Below are 21576 nucleotides of genomic sequence, written 5' to 3' on the forward strand. Positions count from 1 at the left end.
GCGTTTCGCCCAGGAGCTTCCTGACGCCTGATCCGACATGTCCACAGCCATTGCCCAGCAGAAGATCCGCATTCGCCTCAAGGCGTTTGATCGCCGGATGCTTGATCTCTCCTGCGAAAAAATCATCGAAACCGCCGACCACACCGCCGCAACGGCGATCGGCCCCATTCCGCTGCCCACCAAGCGCAAGATTTACTGCGTGCTGCGCTCGCCCCACGTCGACAAAGACTCCCGCGAGCACTTCGAAACCCGCACCCATCGGCGCATCATCGATATCTACAGCCCTTCGGCAAAGACGATCGACGCACTGATGAAGCTTGACCTGCCCAGCGGCGTTGATATTGAAGTCAAGCTCTGAGCCCAATCTCGGGTGATCCTGCCTGCCCAGTCGCTGACCGCAGCCGGAGCCCCTGTCACGCCAACGCGTGGCAGGGGCATTTTTTCTAGGATGGAGTCGCATCTCCTGTTCAAGCCATGGGCGAGCTGGCCGTAAGGGAGCTGCCGCTGTTTCCCTTGCCCGACGTGGTGCTCTTCCCCCAGGAAGTACTGCCACTTCATATTTTTGAGCCCCGCTACAGGATGCTGCTGCGCACGGTGATGGCCGGAGACCAGCGCTTCGGAGTTGTGCGTTGGGACCCCCAAAACCAAACAATGGCCGATGTGGGCTGCTGTGCCGAGATCCTGCACTGTCAGACCCAGGACGACGACCACAGCAACATCGTGACCATGGGGCAACAGCGTTTTCGCGTACTCGACATCGTGCGTGAGGCGCCCTTTCGGGTGGGAATGGTTAGCTGGATTGAGGATGAACCCGAGACAAGCCATGCGGAGCTGGCTGCGTTGGCGGGCGATGTCGGCCAAGCCCTGCGGGATGTGGTGGAACTAACCGGCAAGCTGATTGGCAAACCCACCAGCCTGCCCAACGACCTGCCCGACCTACCCAGGGAGCTGTCGTTCTGGATCGGAGCCCACCTAGGTGGCCCCGTTGCCGACCACCAGCAGGCCCTGCTGGAGATCACTGATACCAGCGAGCGCCTGCGCCAGGAATACGAACTGCTGGACCAGACCAGGAGGCAGTTGGCGGCACGCACCGTGCTCAAAGACACCTTCCAGCCCCAATAACTCCTGCCATGACCGTCCTGAGCTGGCCCCTGGCCGCCACCATCGGGGCCGGAGCCCTTGGCTGCCTTGCCGTCGCCCTATCGGCACGCCTTTGGCTGAAACGCCGGCGGCGTTATGAATCCTCAGCAAGCGTGGCAGACGCCTACGACCGCTGGACCAATGACCAGCTGCTGGAGCGGCTCTGGGGGGACCATATCCACCTGGGCTACTACCGCCAGAGTGGTAGCGCCAGGTCGCGCCACCAGGATTTCCGAGTTGCCAAAGAAACCTTCGTCCATGAACTAGCGCGCTGGAGCGGCCTCGACCAACTGCCCCGCGGCTCCACCGTGCTTGATGTGGGCTGCGGCATTGGCGGCAGCGCCCGCATCCTGGCGAGGGACTATGGACTGAACGTCCTGGGTATCAGCATCAGCCCGGCCCAGATAGCCCGGGCCACTGCCCTAACGCCAGCCGGCCTCAGCTGCCGCTTTGCGGTGATGGATGCCCTGGCCCTGGAAATTGCCGATGCCAGCGTTGATGCCGTCTGGAGTGTGGAGGCCTGTCCCCACATGCCCGACAAGCAGCGCTACGCCGATGAGTTGCTGCGTGTGCTCAAACCAGGCGGCCTGCTGGCTGTAGCCGACTGGAACCGGCGCGATCCGGCCGATGGCGCCATGGATCGGCGAGAGCGCTGGGTGATGCGTCAGTTGCTTGAACAGTGGGCCCATCCTGAATTCGCCAGTATCCGCGGACTGCAAAAGCACCTGGAATCAAGCGCCCAATCCGGTGGCATCAGCATCGAAACAGGCGACTGGACCAGCGCCACCCTGCCCTCCTGGATCGAATCGATCTTTGAGGGGGTACGCCGGCCCGGCGCCATCCTGGGCCTGGGTCCCGCCGCAGTTTTGCAAGGCCTGCGCGAAACTCCCACGATCCTGCTGATGCGTTGGGCCTTCGCCACCGGACTGATGCAATTTGGCGTCTTTCGCGGCCGCAAGCCCAGCCAGGCCTAAGCGAGGTTGGTGACTGGGTAGGCCCCAAATAGGGCCAGGTGCTCGCAAAGGGGCGCTAGCTCAGCAAGGGCTGCCTCCAGAGGGGTCGATCCATCGGGAAGCTCCAGATCAACGAAAAATATGTACTCGCCCATCTCCCGCTTTGATGGGCGCGACTCGATCCGGCCCATGTTGAGCCCGCGCTGGGCAAAGCAGCCAAGCGCTTCGAGCAGGGCCCCTGGCTGGTTGGAGTGCAGGGAAAAGGCGAGGCTTGCCATCGGGCCCTGCGATGAGCGCGGGCCCCGCCGCAGCAACAGGAAGCGGGTGCAGTTGCCCGCCACATCATTGATCGGATAGGCCAGCTCCAGCAGGCCATGCTCCGTGCCGGCCTGCTGGGAGGCGATCGCTGCGCGGAAGCGGCTGCCCGCCACCATGCGGGCCGCCTCCGCCGTGGAGCTGGTGGGCAACTGCAGGGCCTGGGGCAGGTGTTCCGACAGCCACTGGCTGCACTGGGCTAGGGCCTGGGGATGGGACAACACCTCACTCACGCCCGTAATCGGGCCGCTGCCAAGCAGGGCATGGCGGATCGGCAGCACCAAGGCACGGGCGACGCTGAGATCCGGATGCTCCCAGAGCGCGTCCAGGCAGGCCGTCACCCCCCCCTCCACTGAATTCTCTACAGGCACCACTGCCGCATCACAGGTGCCCTGGGCTAGGGCCTGAACAACAGCCCGGATACCTAGCTGAGGCACCAATTCAGGGTTGGCGACACCTTCCAACTCGGCCAGTTGCCGGGTTGCCTGCTCGCCGTAGGTGCCGGCCGGCCCGAGGAAGGCAAAACGCATCGTTTCCGAAACCGAGGAGAGGCCATCGAGTGGTGACCGATAGGATCATGCCGCGCCGGCCCGCAGGCCATGCCCCTGGCCTTCTGCGCCAGTCAGCAACTGCAACTTGACGTGAGCCACCAGCCCGAACGGCTGGCCGCCTACTTGAGCGATCAGGATCGGGTGGTCAAAGCCCTGCTGGATCCCAACCAGCTCGAGCCCCTTGGCCCAGGTCGCTATCGCTACGCGGTGACCCATCTGCAGGTATTTCAACTGCAGATTCAGCCGGTGGTAGATCTGCGCATCCGTCTGGCCCAAGAACGGCTGGTGCTGGAAGCCACCGAGTGTGAACTGGAGGGTTTGGGGCTAGTGGATGATTTCCAGCTCACCCTGGGATCCTGGTTGGCAGCGGGTGCCAACGGGCTGGAAGGGGAAGCCAGCTTGGCCGTGACGGTGAGCCAGCCATCGCTGCTCAAACTGATTCCAGCCAAGGTGCTGGAGGCCACCGGCCGCTCTCTGCTGGCGGGCATCCTGCTGGGCATCAAGGGCCGGGTGGGGCAGCAGCTACTCAGCGACTATCGCCTCTGGTGCCAGGAGCACTGAGCTCCAGCCGCCCCAAAAAACTATGACGATGCAGCGGCGTTGTGCCGAGGTTTTGGAGGGCGGCGCGATGCAAGGCCGTGCCATAACCAGCGTGTCGCTCCAGCCCATAGCCCGGATAGCGCTGCGCCAGGGCGGTGATCAAGGCGTCCCGGGCCTGCTTAGCCAGCACGCTGGCGGCCGCAATCGCCAGGCAGTGGCTATCGCCTCGCACAATTGTGATCTGGTCGCCGTGCCAGCCCCGCAGGGGCAGCACCCCATCCACCAGCAGCAGCTCAAACGGACACGACAGTTTTTGCAGGGCGCGGGCCATGGCCAGCTCGGTTGCTAGCCGGATGCCGCCGCGATCGATTTCTGCCGCTGAGGCCTGGCCGAGGGCCCAGGAAGCCGCCAGACGCTGGATAACGGGTATCAGGGCCGCCCTGCGCCGGGCGGTGAGCTTTTTGCTATCGGTGAGCCCCAGACCAGCCAAGGGCGGTAGCGCTGCGGCCGGCAGCACTACCGCAGCGGCAAACACAGGGCCGAACAGACAGCCACGACCTACCTCATCAACGCCGGCGCACTCGCCCGGATCCCGGCCCTGCCAGGGATCCGGCTCCGGCCGGCCCACTCAGCTGGAGGCCGAGGAGCGACGGCGGCGGCGGCGCGGTTCGCCTGACTCATCAAGCTCTGGCTCAGCAACTGCCACCGCGGTGTCAGTTTGGGAGGTTGGGGCTTGGGGGGTTGTGGCCTGGGAGGTTTGGGTTTTCGCTGCAGGGGTTTTGGCCGCAGAACTGCGGGTGCGACCGCGGCGAGCTGGAATCTCGACTTCAGGAGGAGCGATGCTGGCAGTGGTCGGCACCGACACCGTGACCACAGTCTCGGGCTCGCTGAGCTCTGGCAGGGGCGTTATTTCCACCGGGGCCGGCATAGCCACAGCATCTAAGCCTGAGGCCGGCATATCTCCATGGCCGTACTGAGCGTCAGCGGCGGCCGCGGTACCGCCACGACCACCTCGTCCGCGGCGACGACGGGAACCGGCAGCGGCCAGCTGCTGCCTGGCTTGCTCCAGCACTTCTTCCGCCTCCATGCCGGGGCGAACCACCCTGACCACGACGTTGTCGTTGCTGGGGGGCTGCTCTAGCAGCAGGGCGGGATTGAGGCCCATCCAGCCAAACACCAATTCCTGGTCCGCATCCATCGGCACGGCCACCAGCTCCTGATCAAAGCGGCGGGGGGCCGGCTCCATGCTGGCGCCGCTGCCTGAGACAGGTGCCTCGATCGGGACGATCTCGACCCCATCAGCGGCCTGCGTGCCAGGCGCATCAAGGAACTCACTGCCATTGCGCCCGCCTCGACCGCCTCGGCGGCGGCGACCGGTAGCGGCATCGGGGATGGCGGGGCTGAGTACCTCAGCGCGAGCCGATGCGGCGGAGCGCACCAGGCCGGTGAGGATTGCCAGGGGCTGCAGCGTGTCTTTGCCTGGCAGCACGGCCACATGACCCAAGCCCCCACAGCTGGGACAAGCTCGCCCAAACAGTTCGTAGATGTTCTGACCCTGGCGCTTGCGGGTGAGCTCCACTAGGCCGAGCTCGGTGAGTTGGGCTATCTGGGGACGGGCGGCATCGTCGCGAACAGCCTGGGTGAAATGCTCGAGCAGCTGCAGCTGATCACGACGGGACTCCATATCAATGAAGTCGATGATCACTACGCCGCCGATATTGCGCAGCTTCAGTTGGCGGCCGATCTCCACCGCCGCTTCGCAGTTGGTCCAGAGCACCGTCTCGCGGGAGTTGGCCGAGCGGGTGAAGGAGCCGGAGTTGACATCAATGACAGTGAGCGCCTCGGTGGGCTCGATAATCACGTAGCCGCCGGAAGGCAGATCAACTCGCGGCTTCAAGGCATCGCGAATGGCGGCATTGACCTTGAAGTGCTCGAGAATCTCCGCCGATTCGGTGTGAGCTTCCACCAGCACCGTGGTGTGATCAGAGCCAAGAAAAGCATTGGCCCGGGCAACCGCTTCCGGGGTATCAACCACCACCCGCACCAGCTCTGGGCTGTAGAGATCGCGCAAGACGCGATGCACAAAGTCTTCGTCGCGGTTGAGCAGCACCGGTGGGCTGGCGGTTTCTGCGGCGGTTTGGATGCCCTCCCACTGGCGCAGCAGGGCTTCAAGGTCGTCAATTAGCAGCTCTTCGCTAACAGCTTCTGCCTCGGTGCGGATCAGCAGGCCGGCGCCTGGTGGCTTGATCAGCACACCGAGGGCCCGCAGCCGGTTGCGCTCGTTCTCACCGTTGATGCGGCGGGAGATGTTCACTCCCTGGCCGTGGGGCTGCAGCACCAAAAACCGCCCCGGCAAGGCCAGGTTGCCGGTGAGGCGGGGGCCCTTGGTACCGGTGGGCTCCTTCATCACCTGCACCAACACCTTCTGGCGCGGCTCCAGTAGCTCGGTAATGCCGGCCGCTCCCTTGCGCAGCCGCAGGGGACCCAGATCGGTGACGTGAATAAAGCCGTTCTTTTCGCTTTCGCCGATATTTACAAAAGCGGCATCGATGCCAGGCAACACATTTTCAACGGTGCCTAGATAGACGTCTCCGATCTGATAGCGGCCTTGGGCTACAACCAGTTCATCAACACGTTCGTCGTTGAGAACTGCGGCGATTCGCAGTTGCTCGGCTATGACGATCTGCTGGGGCATGGGGAATGGGATGGGCCCGACGGGCCCGGCCAGGGATAAGACGATGGATATGGGCGGACTTGAAGGCTGAAACCTGGTGCAAGCCCTACGGGGGCAGGCCAGACAAACATCAACAAGCCAAAAAACTTGGACTATTGGAAGCCCAGAAAATGATCGGAACGCCGGCAAATCCGGATCGTTCTGGCGGCAATGCTGCAAAAAATGCTGTTCTGAATCTTTCGCGCATCAAGTGCCGCGAAACAGCTTTCAAGAATCGAGCTTCCTGAGAGCGGTGGGGCGAAGACTGGGACAGAGGTGTCCTGGGGCGGTTAAACCAGCGAACCTGGCTACCGGCAACCGCTGGAACTCGATCAATAAACCGAGCCCAATCGGCTATTCGCCTTGGTAGGAAATTAGCACGGCTTCAGCACCAAGTCCTTCCGCCGCAAGCCACTCAGGGCAAGGGATTGACCGAGCCGTTCAGCGAGCCAGTGCTGCACCTGCTCAGGGCGGAGACTGCGGCCAGCGGCATCAATCGCAGCCCATAGGCTGCACAGCAAGGAGCCATCCGACTGCGGCTCCGCCCATTGCAAATCGAGCAGAAACGGCCGGCAATCGCGGCTGCGGGGGCGACCTTTTTTATCTGTGTCGTTCCAGGTCAGCGTCTCCGCGGCGAGCAGGCTGGCGCGGGCCTGCTGCCACTGCTCCAGGGTCGGTGCCGCCCCGGCTTGGGACTGCAAAACAAACTGCCAATGGGCAGAAGCCAGCTCTTGGGAAAGGCTGACGCCAAACACCTCAACCCGAATAGCCGAGAGCAACTGGAAGCCAGGTGGAAGCTCAGGCTGCAACCGAGAGCGCACCAGGCCTGGATCCACCTGTTCGGTGAACTCCAAATCCAGCCACTCACCGCTGCCCTCTACCCCTAAGGGCAGCGGCAGGGCTAGCTGCAGGCGAGGCAGAGGATGGAAGCCACCGGTGAAACTCACCGGCAAGCCGGAGCGGCGCAGGGCCCGCTCCAGCATCCGCAAGGTGTCTAGGTGGCTAATCAAAGCAAGGGAGCCAGTTTTGGCAAAGCCAATGCGGAGCCGGTCGACCCGGTCGCTGGCAGGGGCCCGCTGGGGAAGGGCCGCCGGAATGGCAGGCGGCGGAATTACCACGTTGTGGCCAAGCTCCGGGCCGCACACACCACAGCTGCTACAGCCTTCAAAGGAGCAATCGGGCACCACGGTGGCAGCCAGGGCTCGCTGCAGGTCCTCAGCCAGCCAGCGCTTATCCAGGCCGGAATCGATGTGGTCCCAGGGCAGGCTCTGTTCGCAAAAGGTCTCCAGGTCAGCAGCATCCATCGCCTCCACCGCGCTCCAAGCGCCTAGCTCCAGCTGGCGATAGCGGCCGCCTAGACCCGCCGCCTCGATCGCACCGGTCCAGGCGGCGTAGCTGCGCTCGGCCGACTCAAACCAGGCATCCAAGCCCGCCCCGGCCCGCCAAGCCGCCTCAATCACCGCTGAGAGGCGGCGGTCGCCGCGGCCAACAAAGTCTTCCACCGCGGAAAGGCGCACATCGCTGAAATTAGTTTTGAGGCCCCGCAACTGGCGCAGGGCGCGGCGCAACAGCTCCTGACGCCGCCGAAATTCATCGGTGCTGACGCTGTGCCACTGGAATGGCGTGTGGGGCTTGGGCGTGAAATTACTGATCGTGAGGTTGAGCTCCAGCCGGCCCAGATCTGAGCACTGCTGCTGCAGGGCCTGGCAGGTATCGGCGATGCCAAGCACGTCGGCATCGGTTTCACCCGGCAGGCCGATCATGAAATAGAGCTTCAATTTGCGATAGCCGTTCTCCATCGCCGTACGCACGCCGGCCAGCAGCTCCGCATCGGTGAGCCCCTTATTGACGATGTCGCGCAGGCGCTGGCTGCCGGCCTCCGGCGCAAAGGTGAGGCCCGCCTTGCGGGTACCGCCCAGGATGTGGGCGATGTTTTGATCGAAACGATCCACCCGCTGGCTAGGCAGGGTGAGGGACACGTTTTTGTCAGCCAGGCGGTTGCGCAGCTCCACCCCCACCGCAGGCAGAGCCAGGTAATCCGAGCAGCTCAGGGACAGCAGCGAGAAATCGCTGTAGCCGGTGCGGCCCATGCCCTCCTCAACAGCCTCAATGACCGCTTCTGGCTCCACATCGCGGGCAGGGCGAGTCAGCATCCCCGGCTGACAGAAGCGGCAACCGCGGGTGCAGCCGCGGCGAATTTCCACCGTGAGCCGGTCATGCACGGTTTCGATATGGGGCACCAACCCCATGGCGTAGTGGGGCATGGGCGTGGCGGTGCGCCGCTGAACCCGAGCAGGGGCGCCTGGTTCGAGCGGCTCGATGCTCACCCCATCGACGCCGGGGCCATACAACGAGGGCACGTACACGCCAGGCACCTGAGCCAGATCGCGCAGCAGCTGCCGGCGCGTATGGCCGGCAGCGCGAGCCTCAGCCACCACTAAGCCGATCTCCGGCAGCAGCTCCTCGCCATCGCCGAGGGCCACAAAGTCAAAGAAGGCGGCGAAGGGCTCCGGGTTGCTGGTGGCGGTGGGGCCGCCGGCAAAGATCAGCGGTGGCGCATCCGGGTGAGCCAGGGGCAGGTCGCCGCGGTCGGCCGCCCGGATCGGGATGCCGGCCAGCTCCAGCATCTCGAGGATGTTGGTGCCGCCCAGTTCGTAGCTGAGCGAGAAGCCCAGGATGTCGAAGGCGGCCAGGGGCCTCCGGCTCTCGACCGCAAACAGGGGCGCGCCGCGCTCGCGCAGGCGGGCGGCCAGATCAGGCGCCGGCAGGTAGCTGCGGTCGCACAGCTGGCCGGGAACGGCGTTGAGAATTGAATAAAGAATGATGTGGCCGCTGTTGCTTGCCCCCACCTCGTAGACCTCGGGGTAGGTGAGCGCCCACCGCACCCCTACTTGCTTCCAATCGGCCTCCCAGTCGCGCGGCTTCACCCCCAGCTCATTGCCCAGGTAGCGGGCGGGCTTGCTGATGCCCAGATCCACTAGGGCGTCGAAGTCGACCGGCGCATCAGCCGAGGTGGCAACGGTCACAGGTGCCGACGGCAGGCAAGAGCTCAATCGTATGCATGCCCGCAACACCGGTAATAACCGTGCAATTTGGCGCCTATGCTGCAGAAATGCACGGTTATTTACCCAGGCAAGCCCAGCTGGCGCTCAGCAAGGCCCTGAACCGGGCGCCGGCGGCCCTGCTGCTGGGCCCCAGGCAGTGCGGCAAATCAACGCTGGCGCGCCAACTATTGGCCGAGCGCGGTGATGCCGTATTGCTCGACTTGCAGGACCGGAGCGATCGAGCCCGCCTGCAGGAGCCGGAGCTGTTCTTCGAGGCCCACCGCCACGACCTGGTGTGCCTCGACGAAATCCAGCTACTGCCAGAATTTTTCAGTCTGCTGCGCGGCGAGATCGACCGGGATCGCCGGCCCGGGCGGTTCCTACTGCTGGGCTCGGCCTCCGGCCCGCTGCTGCACCAGAGCCAGGAAAGCCTGGCCGGCCGCATCGCCCAGGTGGAGCTCACCCCGTTTCTACTGAGCGAAGTGGCCCCCGCCATCCGCTGGCAGCAGCTGTGGCTGCGCGGCGGCTTCCCCGAGAGCCTGCTGGCTAGTGCAGACGACGACAGCATCGACTGGCGCGAGGATTTCATCCGCACCTTCCTGGGCCGCGACATCGCCGCCCTGGAGCTCGGGCTGCCGCTGCCGTTAATGGAGCGGCTGTGGCGGTTGCTGGCCCACCTCCAGGGGCAAACCCTCAATGCCAGCCGGCTAGCGGGCCTGCTTGATCTCAGCAGCGCCCGGTTGCAGAAGCTGCTGGCGGCGCTGGAGCACACCTTCATGCTGCGGCGTCTACCGCCCCTGGAGGCAAACCTGAGCAAGAGGCTGGTGCGCTCGCCCAAGCTCTACCTGCGCGACAGCGGCCTGCTGCACAACCTGCTCGGCATCGAGAGCTACGACGATCTGCTGGCCCACCCGCAGGCCGGTGAGAGCTGGGAGGGTTTCGTGATTGAGCAGCTGATCGCCGCCCATCCGCGCTGGCGTCCCCATTTCCTGCGCACCGGCCACGGCGCCGAACTCGACCTGGTGCTGGAGCGGGGCCAGCGCCGGCGGGTCTATGAAATCAAGCTCTCCAAGGCACCGAAGCTCTCCCGCGGCTTCCATGAGCTGGTGGAGCAGCTCCAACCGGAGCAGGCCTCACTGATCGCCCCGGTGGAAACGAGCTTCGAGATCCGCCCGGGCATCTGGGTGCGGCCGCCCCTGGAGGTGGGCCAGCAACCCGCATAGGACAATCTGCCCATCACTCACCGGGCCCGGCGGCGGCCCACCCCGCGCACCATGGCCCAGGTCAACGGCAACTACCTCAAGCTCAAGGCGGGCTACCTGTTTCCAGAGATCGCCCGGCGGGTGAAGGTCTTCAGCGAGGCCAACCCCAGCGCGCCGATCATCCGCCTGGGCATCGGCGACGTGACAGAGCCCCTGCCAGAAGCCTGCCGCACCGCCATGAAAGCGGCCATCGATGAGATGGGCACCCGTGAGGGCTTCCACGGCTATGGCCCCGAGCAGGGCTACCTGTGGCTGCGGGAAAAAATTGCCGCCGCCGATTTTCAGGCCCGCGGCTGCCAGATCAGCGCCGAGGAGATCTTCGTGTCGGATGGCTCCAAGTGCGACAGCGCCAACATCCTCGACATCCTGGGCGAGGGCAACCAGATCGCCGTGACCGACCCGGTGTATCCGGTGTATGTGGACAGCAACGTGATGGCGGGCCGCACCGGCGATGCCGATGACGCTGGCCAATACGGCGGCCTCACCTACCTGCCGATAACCGCTGCCAACGGCTTCACCGCCGAGATCCCCAGCGAGAAGGTGGATCTGATCTACCTGTGCTTCCCCAACAACCCCACCGGCGCTGTAGCCACCAAGGCCCAGCTGCAGGCCTGGGTCGATTACGCCCGCGCCAACGATGCCCTGATCCTGTTTGACGCCGCCTACGAGGCCTTCATCCAGGACCCCGAGCTACCCCACTCGATCTACGAAATCGCCGGCGCCCGCGAGTGCGCCATTGAGTTTCGCTCCTTTTCCAAGAACGCCGGCTTCACCGGCACCCGCTGCGCCCTCACCGTGGTGCCCCGCGGCCTGATGGGCACCGCCGCCAATGGCGAAGCGGTGGAGCTGTGGGCCCTGTGGAACAGGCGCCAGTGCACCAAATTCAACGGCGTCAGCTACATCGTGCAGCGGGGCGCCGAAGCGGTGTATTCGGCCGAGGGGCAGGCCCAAGTGCAAGCTCTGGTGGCCTTTTACATGCAAAACGCGGCGATCATCCGGCGCGAGCTCAGCGCCGCGGGCATCCAGGTGTATGGCGGCGAGCAGGCCCCCTATGTGTGGCTGAAAACGCCGGATGGCCTCGATTCCTGGGGCTTCTTCGATCGTCTGCTGAGCCAGGCCCATGTGGTGGGCACCCCCGGCAGCGGCTTCGGCGCCGCCGGGGAGGGCTACTTCCGCCTTTCGGCCTTCAACAGCCGCGAGAACGTGGAGGAAGCCATGGGGCGCATCCGGGCCCTTTAATAGGGCAAACGTCATGTCTGTTGCCATGACTCCTATGCCAATCGCCACCCAGAGTCCCGGCCGCGAGAGCGGCGGGGCAGCCGTGATGGAGAAGGCCCCGGAGCGGGTGCGTAAGCCATCGCCTCGCTACAAGGTGCTGCTGCACAACGATCCCGTCAACTCGATGGAATACGTGGTGACCACCCTGCGCCAAGTAGTGCCCTCGCTCAGTGAGCAGGACGCCATTGCCGTAATGCTGGAAGCCCACAACACCGGCGTAGGACTGGTGATCGTTTGCGATCTAGAGCCTGCTGAGTTTTATTGCGAAACCCTGAAGGGCAAGGGCCTGAGCAGCAGCCTCGAGCCCGAAAGCTGATGGAGCCGCCTGCTGCGGCAGCTAATGCGGCAGTGCGACCGCACTGGTGGGGCACCTTGTTTTACGTGCCCTTGCTCTACCTAGCCGGCTGGTTGGTGGCCAGGCCGCTTGCCCTGCTAGCCCCCAACTGGCGCTCCGACCAGGTGGATCTGGCGGGTCTGGTAGTGGCCTTGGTTTTATTGCTGACCAGCCTGCCCCTAAGGCTTAGGCGGGTTTGGCAGGAGCCCAATCCCTGGCGGCGCCTGGGCTTGGCTGTGCCAGCGGCCCTTGCCCTCCGCAGCGGCGTGCGGGGGCTGCTGAAGGCGCTGCTGTTGCTTGCTCTAGTAGCCGCTGGCTTAATGCTGGCGGGCCAAGCCCAATGGCTTGGAGAGCTCAATGGGGCCCTGCTGCTCAACGGCCTGCTGCTACTGGCAGGGGTGGGATTTGCCGAAGAGCTGCTATTTCGCGGCTGGCTATGGGGCGAACTGGAGCTCCAGCTGGGGGCCCGCAGGGCGCTGGTGCTGCAGGCGCTGATCTTTGCCCTGCTGCACCCCTGGTATCGGGCCCCTGGGCTCGAAGCCTTGGGGCTGCTGGGGGGCCTAATTCTGTTGGGTCTGGTGCTGGCTCTGCAGCGGCGAGCCGACGCGGGCTCCCTATGGGGAGCAATAGGCCTGCATGGCGGCCTGGTGGGGGGTTGGTTTCTAGTGCAGAAGGGCCTGCTGCAGATTTCCCCAGCAGCGCCTGGCTGGCTGGTGGGGCCCGGTGGCGCCGACATCAACCCGATCGGCGGACTGATTGGCTGGATAGGCCTAGGCGCCCTGCTCTGGATTCGCCGCCGCTGGTGGAGCAAGGACGGGGCTAGCGGGTCGCCGTAGCTAGGGCCTTGCGACCTTCGACTGGAGCATGCAGGGCCTCTTCCAGTGGGGCGAGGCCGTAATCACGCTCAAGTAGGTCCATCACGGTGCGCCCAAAATCCCCGGGGTTGCGCTCGAAGGCCTCTAGGCAGATGCGGCCGAAGGTGCTGCCCATCGGCTCAGGGTTCCAGAGCAGCTGACGAGCCGTCCAAGGCAGCATGCTCATTGGGTTGTAGCCGGGCTTGATCAGGCCCTGATCAAAGCCGTACTGCTCCAGGTGGGTGTGGGGCTGCAGGCCGATGAAAAAGATCGCCGGCTCCACCTTGTCGGCACCGAAGATGCGCTCCAGCTCGCGGTGATAGGCCACGGTCTGGCGGATGGTTTCGGGCCGCTCGTCGATCACGTTGAACGAGTAATTCACCGACACGTGCTCGCGGAACCCTGCCCGGGCCAGCAAGCGGCAGTTTTCGAGCACGGTGCGCAGGTTGTAGCCCATGCGCATCTTGCGCACGAGCTCCTGGGAGCCGGAGGTAATGCCGATCTCGAAGTAATCCATGCCGGTGGCCACCATCAGCTCAGCTAGCTCGGCGTCGAGGTTGTCAGCGCGGATGTAGGCGGCCCAGCGGATATCGCTCCAACCCTGGGCCTGAATCGCCCGCAACAACTGCTTGGCGTCGTCGATGTAGCGCCGGGCCGGGATGAACTGGGCATCGGTGAACCAGAAGCCCCGCACCCCCTTGGCGTAGAGCTGGCCCATCTCGGCGATCACCTCCGCCACCGGGTTCACCCGCACCTGCTTCCCTTCCACCACCGTGTAGACGCAGTAGCAACAGTTGTGGGGACAGCCCCGCTTGGTCTGCACGCCCACGTAGAAGTCGCCGCCATCGAGATACCAGTCGAGCTGGGGCCAAATCTCACCGATGTAGGCGTAGTTGCAGGCGGTTTTCTCCATGCCGCCGGGCTGCTCATGGATCAGGCCGGGTCGGGGCTCGTCGCCGGCGATGAAGCAGCGCTCCGCCGCCAGGGATTCGCCACGGATCAACTTCTCGAGCAGGGGTTCCCCTTCCCCCACCGACACCACCGTGCCCTTGGGCAGCTGGCGCCCCAGCTGTTCATAAAAGACACTCACCGCGCCCCCTCCCAGCACAGCGGTGGCCTGGGGCTCGAAGCGGCGGGCCCGACCCAAGCCGCGGCGCACCAGCCGCAAATTGCGCCATAGCTCACCGTAAAAGGAAGCCATCAACCCCAGGCCACCCAAGGCACCGCGCAGGCGCCGCAGGGGGTTGCGGGCATAAAACACCTCAAAGGAGTTCTGCAGGGGATTGCCGCCACGACCATCCACGGGCGCATAAATCTGGATGTCGCGCCAGGAGAACACCAACAGGGTGGGCCTAAATGCCTCAACTGCCCGCAGCAGCACCTGCTCCACATCAAGCAGGGGCACTGCCGCCAGATCAAGAATCTGCTGAGGCAGCTGCGGGAACTGCTTGTGCAGGTGATCAGCCAGGTAGATCGGGCCGATCGGAAAAATTGGGTTGCAGGGAAGCCGCACTAGCAGCACCCTTTGGTCGCTGGCGGCGCTCACGGCCATGGACTCCTGAGTCCGGAAGATTCGGACGCTAACAACCTTGATTCGGCGCGGAGAGCCTGGCGCCGCAAAGCCAGCGGCAAACAGCGGCGCCAGGCTTGATGCACGCACAGCCGGGGGGTCAGCTCGTAGCCAGCCTGGGCCAGCACTTCAGCCAACTGACTTGGCGTGGGCTGGGGATAGGCGCGGTTAATCACGTCACTGCTATCGATGCCGCCGAGATCATCGATTCCCGCCGCCAGGGCAGCAGGCAGCTCTTGCAAGGGCCAAAGATTTGGTGGCAACTGCAAGTGCACTTCCGGTGGCAGGATTGCTCGGGCAGCGGCAATGGTGCCAAGCAGGTCGGCCTGCTCAGTGGCATTGAGCAACAGCGCAGCAGCGGCATCGGGGCGAAAGGGCTGGAGGATCACCTCCTGCAAGTGACCCCAGCGACGCTGCAGCTGGGCCAGCAGCTCCAGGGCTGTGAGCCTGTCGCCCTGGGATTCCCCCACGCCCAGCAACAACCCCGTGGTGAAGGGGATCCCCAAACGACCGGCCTGCTCCAATTGGACCAGTCGCACCGCCAAGCTTTTGCTCGGAGATTGGCGATGCAGGGCGTCGTAGGCCGGGCCGAGCCCTTCCAGCATCAGCCCCATGGAGCCATTAAGCCGGCCCAAGGCGGCCATCTCAGCTATGGAGAGGGGGCCAGCGTTTGTGTGCGGCAGCCGGCCTTCTATCCAGGCCAGACGACTAAGAGCCAGTAGCCGGCCGAACCAGGCGCGGCGCTGGGGAGAGCCAGGCGACACCTCGCCGCTGAGCAACAGCACCTCCGCAGCCCAAGGGCGCCGCCTCAATGCCGCTTGCGCCTGGGCATCACTGAGCCCATCAGCTAACGGATCCAAGCCATCTGGGGGGCGCCGAAAGCTGCAATAGCCGCAGGAGTTGAAACAGAAGCGGGTGGGTACGAGGGTGACGCTGGGGCTCCAGGTGATCCGCCGCACCCCCACATCAGCGTCACTTATGGGATGCATCAGCAGGGCTTTGGCGCCACCCGGCCAGTCTTCTCACCAAAGCCGCAACCTTCCGTTACAGTTGTGTTGCGCAATGTTCTTGCGCTCGACGGGATTCCGTCTGGTGGCTTGCCACCTTCCATACCCGTTCCTTTGGAACACCCTCTTCTCGTTCTCATGACAACCACTATTCAGCAGCGCCAAGGCGCTTCTGCGTGGAACCAGTTTTGCGACTGGGTCACCTCCACCAACAACCGCCTCTATGTGGGCTGGTTCGGTGTGCTGATGATCCCCTGCCTTCTGGCTGCCACCATCTGCTTCATCGTTGCGTTCATCGCAGCACCCCCTGTCGACATCGACGGCATCCGTGAGCCCGTAGCTGGCTCCCTGATGTACGGCAACAACATCATCTCCGGTGCTGTTGTGCCTTCCAGCAACGCCATCGGCCTGCACTTCTATCCCATCTGGGAAGCCGCCAGCCTCGATGAGTGGCTGTACAACGGTGGTCCTTTCCAGCTGGTGGTCTTCCACTTCCTGATCGGCATCTACGCCTACATGGGCCGCGAGTGGGAGCTTTCCTACCGCTTGGGCATGCGCCCCTGGATCTGCGTCGCCTACAGCGCACCTGTGGCCGCAGCATCTGCCGTGTTCCTGGTGTATCCCTTCGGTCAAGGCTCCTTCTCGGACGCCATGCCCCTTGGCATCTCCGGCACCTTCAACTACATGCTGGTGTTCCAGGCTGAGCACAACATCCTGATGCACCCCTTCCACATGCTGGGAGTGGCTGGTGTCTTTGGTGGCAGCCTGTTCTCCGCCATGCACGGTTCACTCGTTACCAGCAGCCTGGTGCGTGAAACCACCGAGAGCGAGAGCCAGAACTACGGCTACAAGTTCGGCCAAGAAGAGGAGACCTACAACATCGTGGCTGCTCACGGCTACTTCGGTCGCCTGATCTTCCAATACGCCTCCTTCAACAACAGCCGCAGCCTCCACTTCTTCCTGGCTGCCTGGCCCGTGGTTGGCATCTGGTTCACCGCCCTTGGCGTGAGCACGATGGCCTTCAACCTGAACGGTTTCAACTTCAACCAGTCGATCCTCGACGGCCAAGGCCGTGTGGTGAACACCTGGGCAGACGTTCTGAACCGCGCTGGTCTGGGTATGGAAGTGATGCACGAGCGCAACGCTCACAACTTCCCGCTTGACCTGGCTGCTGCTACTGCCACCCCCGTGGCACTGACCGCACCTGCAATCGGTTGATAGTCAACAGCCCAGCTACGGCTGGGTAACAACGGAATCCCAAAAGCTCCCTGTAATAAGGGGGCTTTTTTATTGGCTGGGGGGTTGTTGCACAAGCTGTAAATCAGGGCTTACGCCAGATCACAGCAGTGCGCCGGCGGGGATAGAGCTCCCGGCACAACGGGCAGATGGTGCCATCACAACCCCGGGCCGTGCAGAATTCGCGCCCATAAAAAATGATCTGCAGGTGCAAGCGATTCCAGGCTTCCTTGGGAAACAAGGTCTTGAGATCATGCTCCGTTTGCACAACGCTCTTGCCACTGCTGAGCCCCCAACGCTGCGCCAATCGGTGGATGTGGGTGTCTACGGGGAAGGCGGGCACACCGAAGGCCTGGGCCATCACCACGCTTGCGGTTTTATGACCAACCCCAGGCAGGTCCTCAAGCTGTTCAAAACTGCGGGGCACCATGCCGCCATGGCGCTCAAGCAAAAGCTCGGCAAGGCGCTTGACATTGCGAGCCTTGGTGCGAGCCAGGCCAAGCTGGCGGATATGGGCCAGGATCGTCTCCTCACTCAGGGCTGCCATCGCGGCAGGGTCCTGGCCAGCCGCAAACAGGGCCGGGGTGACCTCGTTGACCTTCTTATCTGTGCATTGGGCGCTCAGTAGCACCGCCACCAGCAGCGTGAAGGGATCGCTGTGGTCGAGAGGTACAGGGGTTTCGGGGTAGTGCTGCTGCAGCCGCTCCATGATCAGGGCGGCACGCTCCTGCCTCTTCAAGATTGCGCTATGCCAAAGGTGAAGCCCAGTTTGTAGGCTCGCCCCAACGCAGATGGTCAATGGGCAGCAGCTTCGGAGATCTCTTTCGGATCAGCACCTTCGGCGAATCCCATGGTGGCGGGGTTGGCGTAATCATCGACGGCTGCCCGCCCAGACTGGAGCTGGATCTTGAAGCGATCCAGGCCGAACTCGACCGCCGCAAGCCAGGCCAGAGCAAGATCACCACCCCCCGCAAGGAGGATGACCAGGTCGAAATTCTCAGTGGCCTGCTCGATGGCGTGACCCTCGGCACACCGATCGCGATGGTGGTGCGCAACAAAGATCAACGCCCACAGGACTACAGGGAGATGGAAGTGGCCTTCCGTCCCTCCCACGCCGATGCCACCTACCAAGCGAAGTACGGCATACAAGCTCGCAGCGGCGGCGGCCGGGCTTCAGCCCGCGAAACCATCGGCCGAGTGGCTGCCGGGGCTATCGCCAAACAGCTCCTGGCCAAGGCCCACGGCACCGAAGTGATCGCCTGGGTGGAGCGCATCCACAACCTTGAGGCTTCTATCGACCCAGACCAGGTGACCCTGGCGGCCGTGGAAGCAAATATCGTGCGCTGCCCAGACCAAGCCATGGCCGCCCAGATGATCGAGCGCATCGAGGCAATCGGCCGGGAGGGCGATTCCTGCGGCGGCGTGATTACCTGCCTAGTGCGCCAGGCGCCAATGGGGCTTGGCATGCCCGTATTTGACAAACTCGAAGCGGACCTGGCCAAGGCGGTGATGTCGCTGCCGGCCACCAAGGGGTTTGAAATCGGCTCGGGCTTCGCAGGCACCTTGCTCAAGGGCAGCGAGCACAACGATGCCTTCCTGCCCACAGGCGATGGCTCCCTGCACACAGCCACCAACAATTCCGGTGGCATCCAGGGCGGCATCAGCAACGGCGAGCAAATCGTGATTCGGGTGGCCTTCAAGCCCACCGCCACGATCCGCAAGGCCCAGCAAACGATCAATGACCGAGGCGAAGCCACAACCCTGGAGGCCAAAGGCCGGCACGACCCTTGTGTGCTGCCGCGGGCCGTGCCGATGGTGGAAGCGATGGTGGCCTTAGTGCTCGCCGATCACTTGCTACGCCAAAAGGGCCAGTGCGGCCTGTGGTAGCTAGGGCCTCAGGCGCTCGACAAGCCTGGCCAACGCCTCCCAATCGGCGGGGTTGACCAGCGAACCACCCAAGGCGACCGCATCAACTCCGGCAGCCAGCCAGGGCTCCACATCAGCAGGGCCAAGTCCACCTGCCGCAATGCAGAAGGGCAAGCCAGCAGCGCCAGCCAGAGGAGCTGCGAGTCGTTGCCAATAGGAGCGGCCCAGCGCGGCGGCGGGGAAGAGCTTGACGATCGAGCATCCCCACAAACGGGCTAGATGCAACTCTGATGGAGACATCACGCCTGGCACGAACTGCAAACGCAAAGCCATTGCAGCCTCAATCAAGCCACGATCCAGCACCGGTGAAACCGCATAGCCCAGGCCAGCGGCAGCAGCAGCTTCAAGGCCATCCAAGTCGACTACCGAAGCCGCACCCAAGCGCAAATGGGCGAAGCGCTGACGAAGCTCACTCGCCTGGGCAACCCAACGGGGATGGGTGCTCCAAGCAAGCTCTACATGCTGAACACCCAGCCCCTGCAAACGCTCTAAACGGGGCAGCAGCTCAAGCAGGTCATAAGCACGAAGCACCACCAGCAAGGGCTGGTGGTGCAAAGCGTCTAGCAGCGTTGGCGGTTCAGACGTATTCCGCCACCTTCACATCGCTGCGGATCAGCAGCTCCTGCAGGTCATCGGCGTCGACTGTTTCCTTCTCTACCAGCATCTCGGCGAGCTCATCAAGCACCGAACGATTGTCGACGAGAACGGAAGTGGCTCGCTTGTAGGCCACCGCTACCAGGTCGCTCACTTCCTCATCGATTGCGGCAGCGGTGTCTTCAGAGAAATCACGCTCAGCAGCGATATCACGACCAAGGAACATGCCCCCCTGGCTGCGACCCAAGGCCACTGGGCCAAGGCGATCGCTCATGCCGAATCGGGTAACCATCTGACGGGCAACTCGGGCTACCTGCTGGAGGTCGTTTGAGGCGCCGGTGGTGACTTCGTCTTCGCCGTAGACGATCTCTTCGGCAACCCGACCACCTAGGGCAACTGCCATCTGGTTCTGCAGATAGGCGCGGGAATAGAGACCCGATTCCATCCGCTCCTCAGAGGGGGTGAAGAAGGTGAGGCCGCCTGCATTACCCCGAGGAATGATCGAAATCTTCTGCACCGGGTCGTAATCGGGCATCAGGGCACCGACCAGGGCGTGGCCAGCTTCGTGATAAGCAACAAGCCGCTTGCGCTTCTCACTCATCACCCGATCCTTCTTCTCGGGCCCAGCCATGACGCGCTCGATGGCGTCATTGACCTCGTCCATCGCTACTTCGGTGAGTTGACGGCGGGCAGCGAGAATCGCCGCCTCATTGAGGAGGTTGGCCAGGTCAGCGCCGGTGTAACCAGGGGTGCGGCGAGCAATCTTGTCGAGGTCGACATCCTTGGCCAAGGTCTTGCCTCGGGCGTGGACACCAAGGATCTGCAGGCGGCCGGCATAGTCGGGACGATCTACAACCACCTGGCGATCAAAACGGCCCGGGCGCATTAAGGCTGCGTCCAGCACGTCTGGCCGGTTGGTTGCAGCCACAATGATGACGCCGGCATTGCCCTCAAAGCCGTCCATCTCTGTGAGCAGCTGGTTGAGGGTTTGCTCGCGCTCATCGTTACCCCCGCCGAGACCAGCACCGCGCTGGCGGCCTACGGCGTCGATTTCGTCAATAAAAACGATGCAAGGAGCGCTCTTTTTGGCCTGCTCAAAAAGATCACGCACCCGGCTGGCGCCAACACCTACAAACATCTCGACGAATTCCGAACCGGAAATCGAGAAGAAGGGCACGCCGGCCTCACCTGCCACAGCCTTGGCTAGCAGGGTTTTACCGGTTCCTGGCGGGCCTACCAGCAGCACCCCTTTGGGAATTTTGGCGCCAACAGCGGTGAAGCGATCTGGGTTCTTGAGGAAATCAACGACTTCAGTGAGCTCGAGCTTGGCTCCCTCGATACCGGCCACATCGCCGAAAGTCACCTGGGTTTGGGGCTCCATTTGAAGCCGCGCCTTGCTTTTACCGAAATTCATTGCCTGATTGCCGCCACCACCCTGGGCGCGCCGCAACAGGAAAAACAGGCCGCCAAGCAGTAGTAGCGGGAAAATCAGACTGCCTACAGCCTGCTGCCATGCCGCGGGCTCTCGGCTGGGCTGGACGGCGATATCGACGTTGTGGTCGGTGAGCAGCTTGAGGAGATCCTTGTCGGGGGCAAGGTTGACGACCGCACGGCGTCCGTCGTTTTCGACCACCTGGGCCGTGCCCCTGTCTGGGGAAATCAGCACCCGGGAGACTTCGTTGTCCTGAACCGCCTCTACGAAGTCGCTGTAGCGGAGGGTGCGCGGCGCGTTGGCCGGGTCGGGCCTATCGAGGAAGGCCGTACCCACGGCGATCATCACGATCACCAAAAGGACATAGAGCCCCGCATTGCGCCAGCGCTTCTTCAAGAACCTTGCCTCAGCTGAGAAGTCAGTTACGGAATGTTAACCGGCTGCGGCCCGCAGCACTTCAACCACACTACGGAAGGCGAACCACTCTGGGATTTCTTCGCCACCACGCAGCATCTGACGGAATTGGGTGCCGCTGAGCTTGCGGATGTGCAGGCCTCTGGCCTCGGCATGTTCAGCGGTCACGTAGCCCTCCTCCTCCGTGTAGACGAGGTTGAGCGAGGGCACGGTCTCCATCCCAAGCTCTGCAGCGTTATCGCGGGCAAAATCCTGGGCTTGGTAGGGGCCGTAGAAGTCTTCGCCGCTGAGGGAGCTTTTGCAGCCGGCCATGTCGCGGCCAATGATGAAGTGGGTGCAGCCGTAGTTCTTGCGGATGATCATGTGCTGCAGAGCCTCCCGCGGGCCGGCCATGTGCATCGAGTAGGGCAAGT

Annotated in this window: 20 protein-coding genes and 1 pseudogene; 11 read left to right on the plus strand and 10 right to left on the minus strand. The window is 63.6% G+C overall.

Annotated elements, in window-relative coordinates; all coding sequences use genetic code 11:
• The first annotated feature begins 37 nt into the window (after positions 1-37).
• From rpsJ to KBY75_RS10240, 3 genes are all read left to right on the plus strand, one after another.
• Positions 38-358 carry a 30S ribosomal protein S10 gene (gene rpsJ / locus KBY75_RS10230; RefSeq protein WP_006910513.1) on the plus strand — a complete coding sequence of 107 codons (321 nt, stop codon included), beginning with the start codon at positions 38-40 and terminating at the stop codon, positions 356-358.
• A 116-nt stretch (positions 359-474) separates the two neighbouring features.
• Positions 475-1122, plus strand: a complete 648-nt coding sequence (locus KBY75_RS10235; RefSeq protein WP_254937655.1) for an LON peptidase substrate-binding domain-containing protein — start codon at positions 475-477, stop codon at positions 1120-1122.
• Positions 1123-1130: 8 nt separating this feature from the next.
• The gene (locus KBY75_RS10240) at positions 1131-2114 is read left to right on the plus strand and encodes a methyltransferase domain-containing protein (RefSeq protein ID WP_255023818.1); all 984 of its coding nucleotides are present in this window, start codon (positions 1131-1133) and stop codon (positions 2112-2114) included.
• On the opposite strand, the gene pheA is transcribed toward KBY75_RS10240, so the two are convergent.
• Positions 2111-2938 carry a prephenate dehydratase gene (pheA, locus tag KBY75_RS10245; protein ID WP_255023819.1) on the minus strand — a complete coding sequence of 276 codons (828 nt, stop codon included), beginning with the start codon at positions 2936-2938 and terminating at the stop codon, positions 2111-2113. The genes KBY75_RS10240 and pheA overlap by 4 nt on opposite strands.
• A gap of 69 nt (positions 2939-3007) precedes the next feature.
• On the opposite strand from pheA, the gene KBY75_RS10250 reads away from it, so the two are divergent.
• Positions 3008-3520 carry a DUF1997 domain-containing protein gene (locus tag KBY75_RS10250; protein ID WP_255023820.1) on the plus strand — a complete coding sequence of 171 codons (513 nt, stop codon included), beginning with the start codon at positions 3008-3010 and terminating at the stop codon, positions 3518-3520.
• Here KBY75_RS10250 and KBY75_RS10255 read toward each other — a convergent pair.
• Both KBY75_RS10255 and KBY75_RS10260 read right to left on the minus strand, forming a co-directional pair.
• Positions 3486-4127 (minus strand): ribonuclease HII, encoded by a 642-nt coding sequence (locus KBY75_RS10255; protein ID WP_255023821.1) that lies wholly within the window; start codon positions 4125-4127, stop codon positions 3486-3488. The two genes, KBY75_RS10250 and KBY75_RS10255, sit on opposite strands and share 35 nt — an antisense overlap.
• Positions 4128-6194, minus strand: a complete 2067-nt coding sequence (locus KBY75_RS10260) for an Rne/Rng family ribonuclease (RefSeq protein ID WP_255023822.1) — start codon at positions 6192-6194, stop codon at positions 4128-4130. It lies immediately after the preceding gene.
• Between the two features lie 59 nt (positions 6195-6253).
• On the opposite strand from KBY75_RS10260, the gene KBY75_RS10265 reads away from it, so the two are divergent.
• Positions 6254-6460 carry a hypothetical protein gene (locus KBY75_RS10265; RefSeq protein ID WP_255023823.1) on the plus strand — a complete coding sequence of 69 codons (207 nt, stop codon included), beginning with the start codon at positions 6254-6256 and terminating at the stop codon, positions 6458-6460.
• A 126-nt stretch (positions 6461-6586) separates the two neighbouring features.
• Here the strand turns inward: KBY75_RS10265 and KBY75_RS10270 are convergent, their stop codons facing one another.
• Complete coding sequence (locus KBY75_RS10270) at positions 6587-9238, minus strand: TIGR03960 family B12-binding radical SAM protein (protein WP_255023824.1); 2652 nt, start codon at positions 9236-9238, stop codon at positions 6587-6589.
• Between the two features lie 35 nt (positions 9239-9273).
• On the opposite strand from KBY75_RS10270, the gene KBY75_RS10275 reads away from it, so the two are divergent.
• Genes KBY75_RS10275 through KBY75_RS10290 form a run of 4 tightly spaced genes read left to right on the plus strand, consistent with a single transcriptional unit; the run spans position 9274 to position 12966 of the window.
• Positions 9274-10479 (plus strand): ATP-binding protein, encoded by a 1206-nt coding sequence (locus KBY75_RS10275; RefSeq protein WP_255023825.1) that lies wholly within the window; start codon positions 9274-9276, stop codon positions 10477-10479.
• A gap of 51 nt (positions 10480-10530) precedes the next feature.
• On the plus strand, positions 10531-11757 hold the full coding sequence (locus tag KBY75_RS10280) for an LL-diaminopimelate aminotransferase (RefSeq protein ID WP_255023826.1): 1227 nt from the start codon (positions 10531-10533) through the stop codon (positions 11755-11757).
• 34 nt (positions 11758-11791) lie between these two features.
• Positions 11792-12112 (plus strand): ATP-dependent Clp protease adapter ClpS, encoded by a 321-nt coding sequence (clpS, locus tag KBY75_RS10285; protein WP_254937677.1) that lies wholly within the window; start codon positions 11792-11794, stop codon positions 12110-12112.
• Positions 12112-12966 carry a CPBP family intramembrane glutamic endopeptidase gene (locus tag KBY75_RS10290; protein ID WP_255023827.1) on the plus strand — a complete coding sequence of 285 codons (855 nt, stop codon included), beginning with the start codon at positions 12112-12114 and terminating at the stop codon, positions 12964-12966. The genes clpS and KBY75_RS10290 overlap by 1 nt, the downstream gene beginning before the upstream one ends.
• Here the strand turns inward: KBY75_RS10290 and KBY75_RS10295 are convergent.
• Together KBY75_RS10295 and cofG are read right to left on the minus strand one after the other, a co-directional pair.
• Positions 12950-14536, minus strand: a complete 1587-nt coding sequence (locus KBY75_RS10295; protein ID WP_255023828.1) for a photosystem II high light acclimation radical SAM protein — start codon at positions 14534-14536, stop codon at positions 12950-12952. The two genes, KBY75_RS10290 and KBY75_RS10295, sit on opposite strands and share 17 nt — an antisense overlap.
• Positions 14527-15543 carry a 7,8-didemethyl-8-hydroxy-5-deazariboflavin synthase subunit CofG gene (gene cofG / locus KBY75_RS10300; protein ID WP_255023829.1) on the minus strand — a complete coding sequence of 339 codons (1017 nt, stop codon included), beginning with the start codon at positions 15541-15543 and terminating at the stop codon, positions 14527-14529. Before cofG ends, KBY75_RS10295 begins: the two co-directional genes overlap by 10 nt.
• Before the next feature lie 156 nt (positions 15544-15699).
• Here cofG and psbA point away from each other — a divergent pair, with 156 nt between their 5' ends.
• A complete protein-coding gene (psbA, locus tag KBY75_RS10305) occupies positions 15700-16779 on the plus strand; it encodes a photosystem II q(b) protein (protein WP_197147936.1) in 1080 nt (359 codons plus the stop codon).
• A 103-nt stretch (positions 16780-16882) separates the two neighbouring features.
• Here psbA and nth read toward each other — a convergent pair whose 3' ends face one another.
• Complete coding sequence (gene nth, locus KBY75_RS10310) at positions 16883-17536, minus strand: endonuclease III (RefSeq protein ID WP_255023830.1); 654 nt, start codon at positions 17534-17536, stop codon at positions 16883-16885.
• Positions 17537-17595: 59 nt separating this feature from the next.
• Here nth and aroC point away from each other — a divergent pair, with 59 nt between their 5' ends.
• Positions 17596-18684: a chorismate synthase gene (gene aroC / locus KBY75_RS10315; RefSeq protein ID WP_255023831.1), complete on the plus strand. Its 1089-nt coding sequence runs from the start codon at positions 17596-17598 to the stop codon at positions 18682-18684.
• Here aroC and KBY75_RS10320 read toward each other — a convergent pair whose 3' ends face one another.
• The 3 genes and pseudogenes from KBY75_RS10320 to KBY75_RS10330 form a co-directional block, all read right to left on the minus strand.
• Positions 18685-19278 (minus strand): bifunctional 4-hydroxy-2-oxoglutarate aldolase/2-dehydro-3-deoxy-phosphogluconate aldolase, encoded by a 594-nt coding sequence (locus tag KBY75_RS10320; RefSeq protein ID WP_255023832.1) that lies wholly within the window; start codon positions 19276-19278, stop codon positions 18685-18687.
• 22 nt (positions 19279-19300) lie between these two features.
• Positions 19301-21145 carry an ATP-dependent zinc metalloprotease FtsH3 gene (gene ftsH3 / locus KBY75_RS10325; RefSeq protein ID WP_255023833.1) on the minus strand — a complete coding sequence of 615 codons (1845 nt, stop codon included), beginning with the start codon at positions 21143-21145 and terminating at the stop codon, positions 19301-19303.
• A 36-nt stretch (positions 21146-21181) separates the two neighbouring features.
• Positions 21182-21576: pseudogene (locus KBY75_RS10330) on the minus strand (sulfate adenylyltransferase); the annotation flags it as partial.

This window comes from Cyanobium sp. T1G-Tous, assembly GCF_024345455.1.
Taxonomy (GTDB): Bacteria; Cyanobacteriota; Cyanobacteriia; order PCC-6307; family Cyanobiaceae; genus Cyanobium_A.

What these genes read in the sequence shown, in the direction of transcription:
- KBY75_RS10275 (WP_255023825.1), top strand. Translation starts at nt 9,274, where the DNA reads ATGCCCGCAACACCGGTAATAACCGTGCAATTTGGCGCCTATGCTGCA.
- KBY75_RS10260 (WP_255023822.1), bottom strand. Translation starts at nt 6,194, where the DNA reads ATGCCCCAGCAGATCGTCATAGCCGAGCAACTGCGAATCGCCGCAGTT.
- KBY75_RS10290 (WP_255023827.1), top strand. Translation starts at nt 12,112, where the DNA reads ATGGAGCCGCCTGCTGCGGCAGCTAATGCGGCAGTGCGACCGCACTGG.
- KBY75_RS10250 (WP_255023820.1), top strand. Translation starts at nt 3,008, where the DNA reads ATGCCCCTGGCCTTCTGCGCCAGTCAGCAACTGCAACTTGACGTGAGC.
- clpS (WP_254937677.1), top strand. Translation starts at nt 11,792, where the DNA reads ATGCCAATCGCCACCCAGAGTCCCGGCCGCGAGAGCGGCGGGGCAGCC.
- KBY75_RS10280 (WP_255023826.1), top strand. Translation starts at nt 10,531, where the DNA reads ATGGCCCAGGTCAACGGCAACTACCTCAAGCTCAAGGCGGGCTACCTG.
- KBY75_RS10295 (WP_255023828.1), bottom strand. Translation starts at nt 14,536, where the DNA reads ATGGCCGTGAGCGCCGCCAGCGACCAAAGGGTGCTGCTAGTGCGGCTT.
- KBY75_RS10235 (WP_254937655.1), top strand. Translation starts at nt 475, where the DNA reads ATGGGCGAGCTGGCCGTAAGGGAGCTGCCGCTGTTTCCCTTGCCCGAC.
- KBY75_RS10240 (WP_255023818.1), top strand. Translation starts at nt 1,131, where the DNA reads ATGACCGTCCTGAGCTGGCCCCTGGCCGCCACCATCGGGGCCGGAGCC.
- pheA (WP_255023819.1), bottom strand. Translation starts at nt 2,938, where the DNA reads ATGCGTTTTGCCTTCCTCGGGCCGGCCGGCACCTACGGCGAGCAGGCA.
- cofG (WP_255023829.1), bottom strand. Translation starts at nt 15,543, where the DNA reads ATGCATCCCATAAGTGACGCTGATGTGGGGGTGCGGCGGATCACCTGG.
- rpsJ (WP_006910513.1), top strand. Translation starts at nt 38, where the DNA reads ATGTCCACAGCCATTGCCCAGCAGAAGATCCGCATTCGCCTCAAGGCG.
- aroC (WP_255023831.1), top strand. Translation starts at nt 17,596, where the DNA reads ATGGGCAGCAGCTTCGGAGATCTCTTTCGGATCAGCACCTTCGGCGAA.
- psbA (WP_197147936.1), top strand. Translation starts at nt 15,700, where the DNA reads ATGACAACCACTATTCAGCAGCGCCAAGGCGCTTCTGCGTGGAACCAG.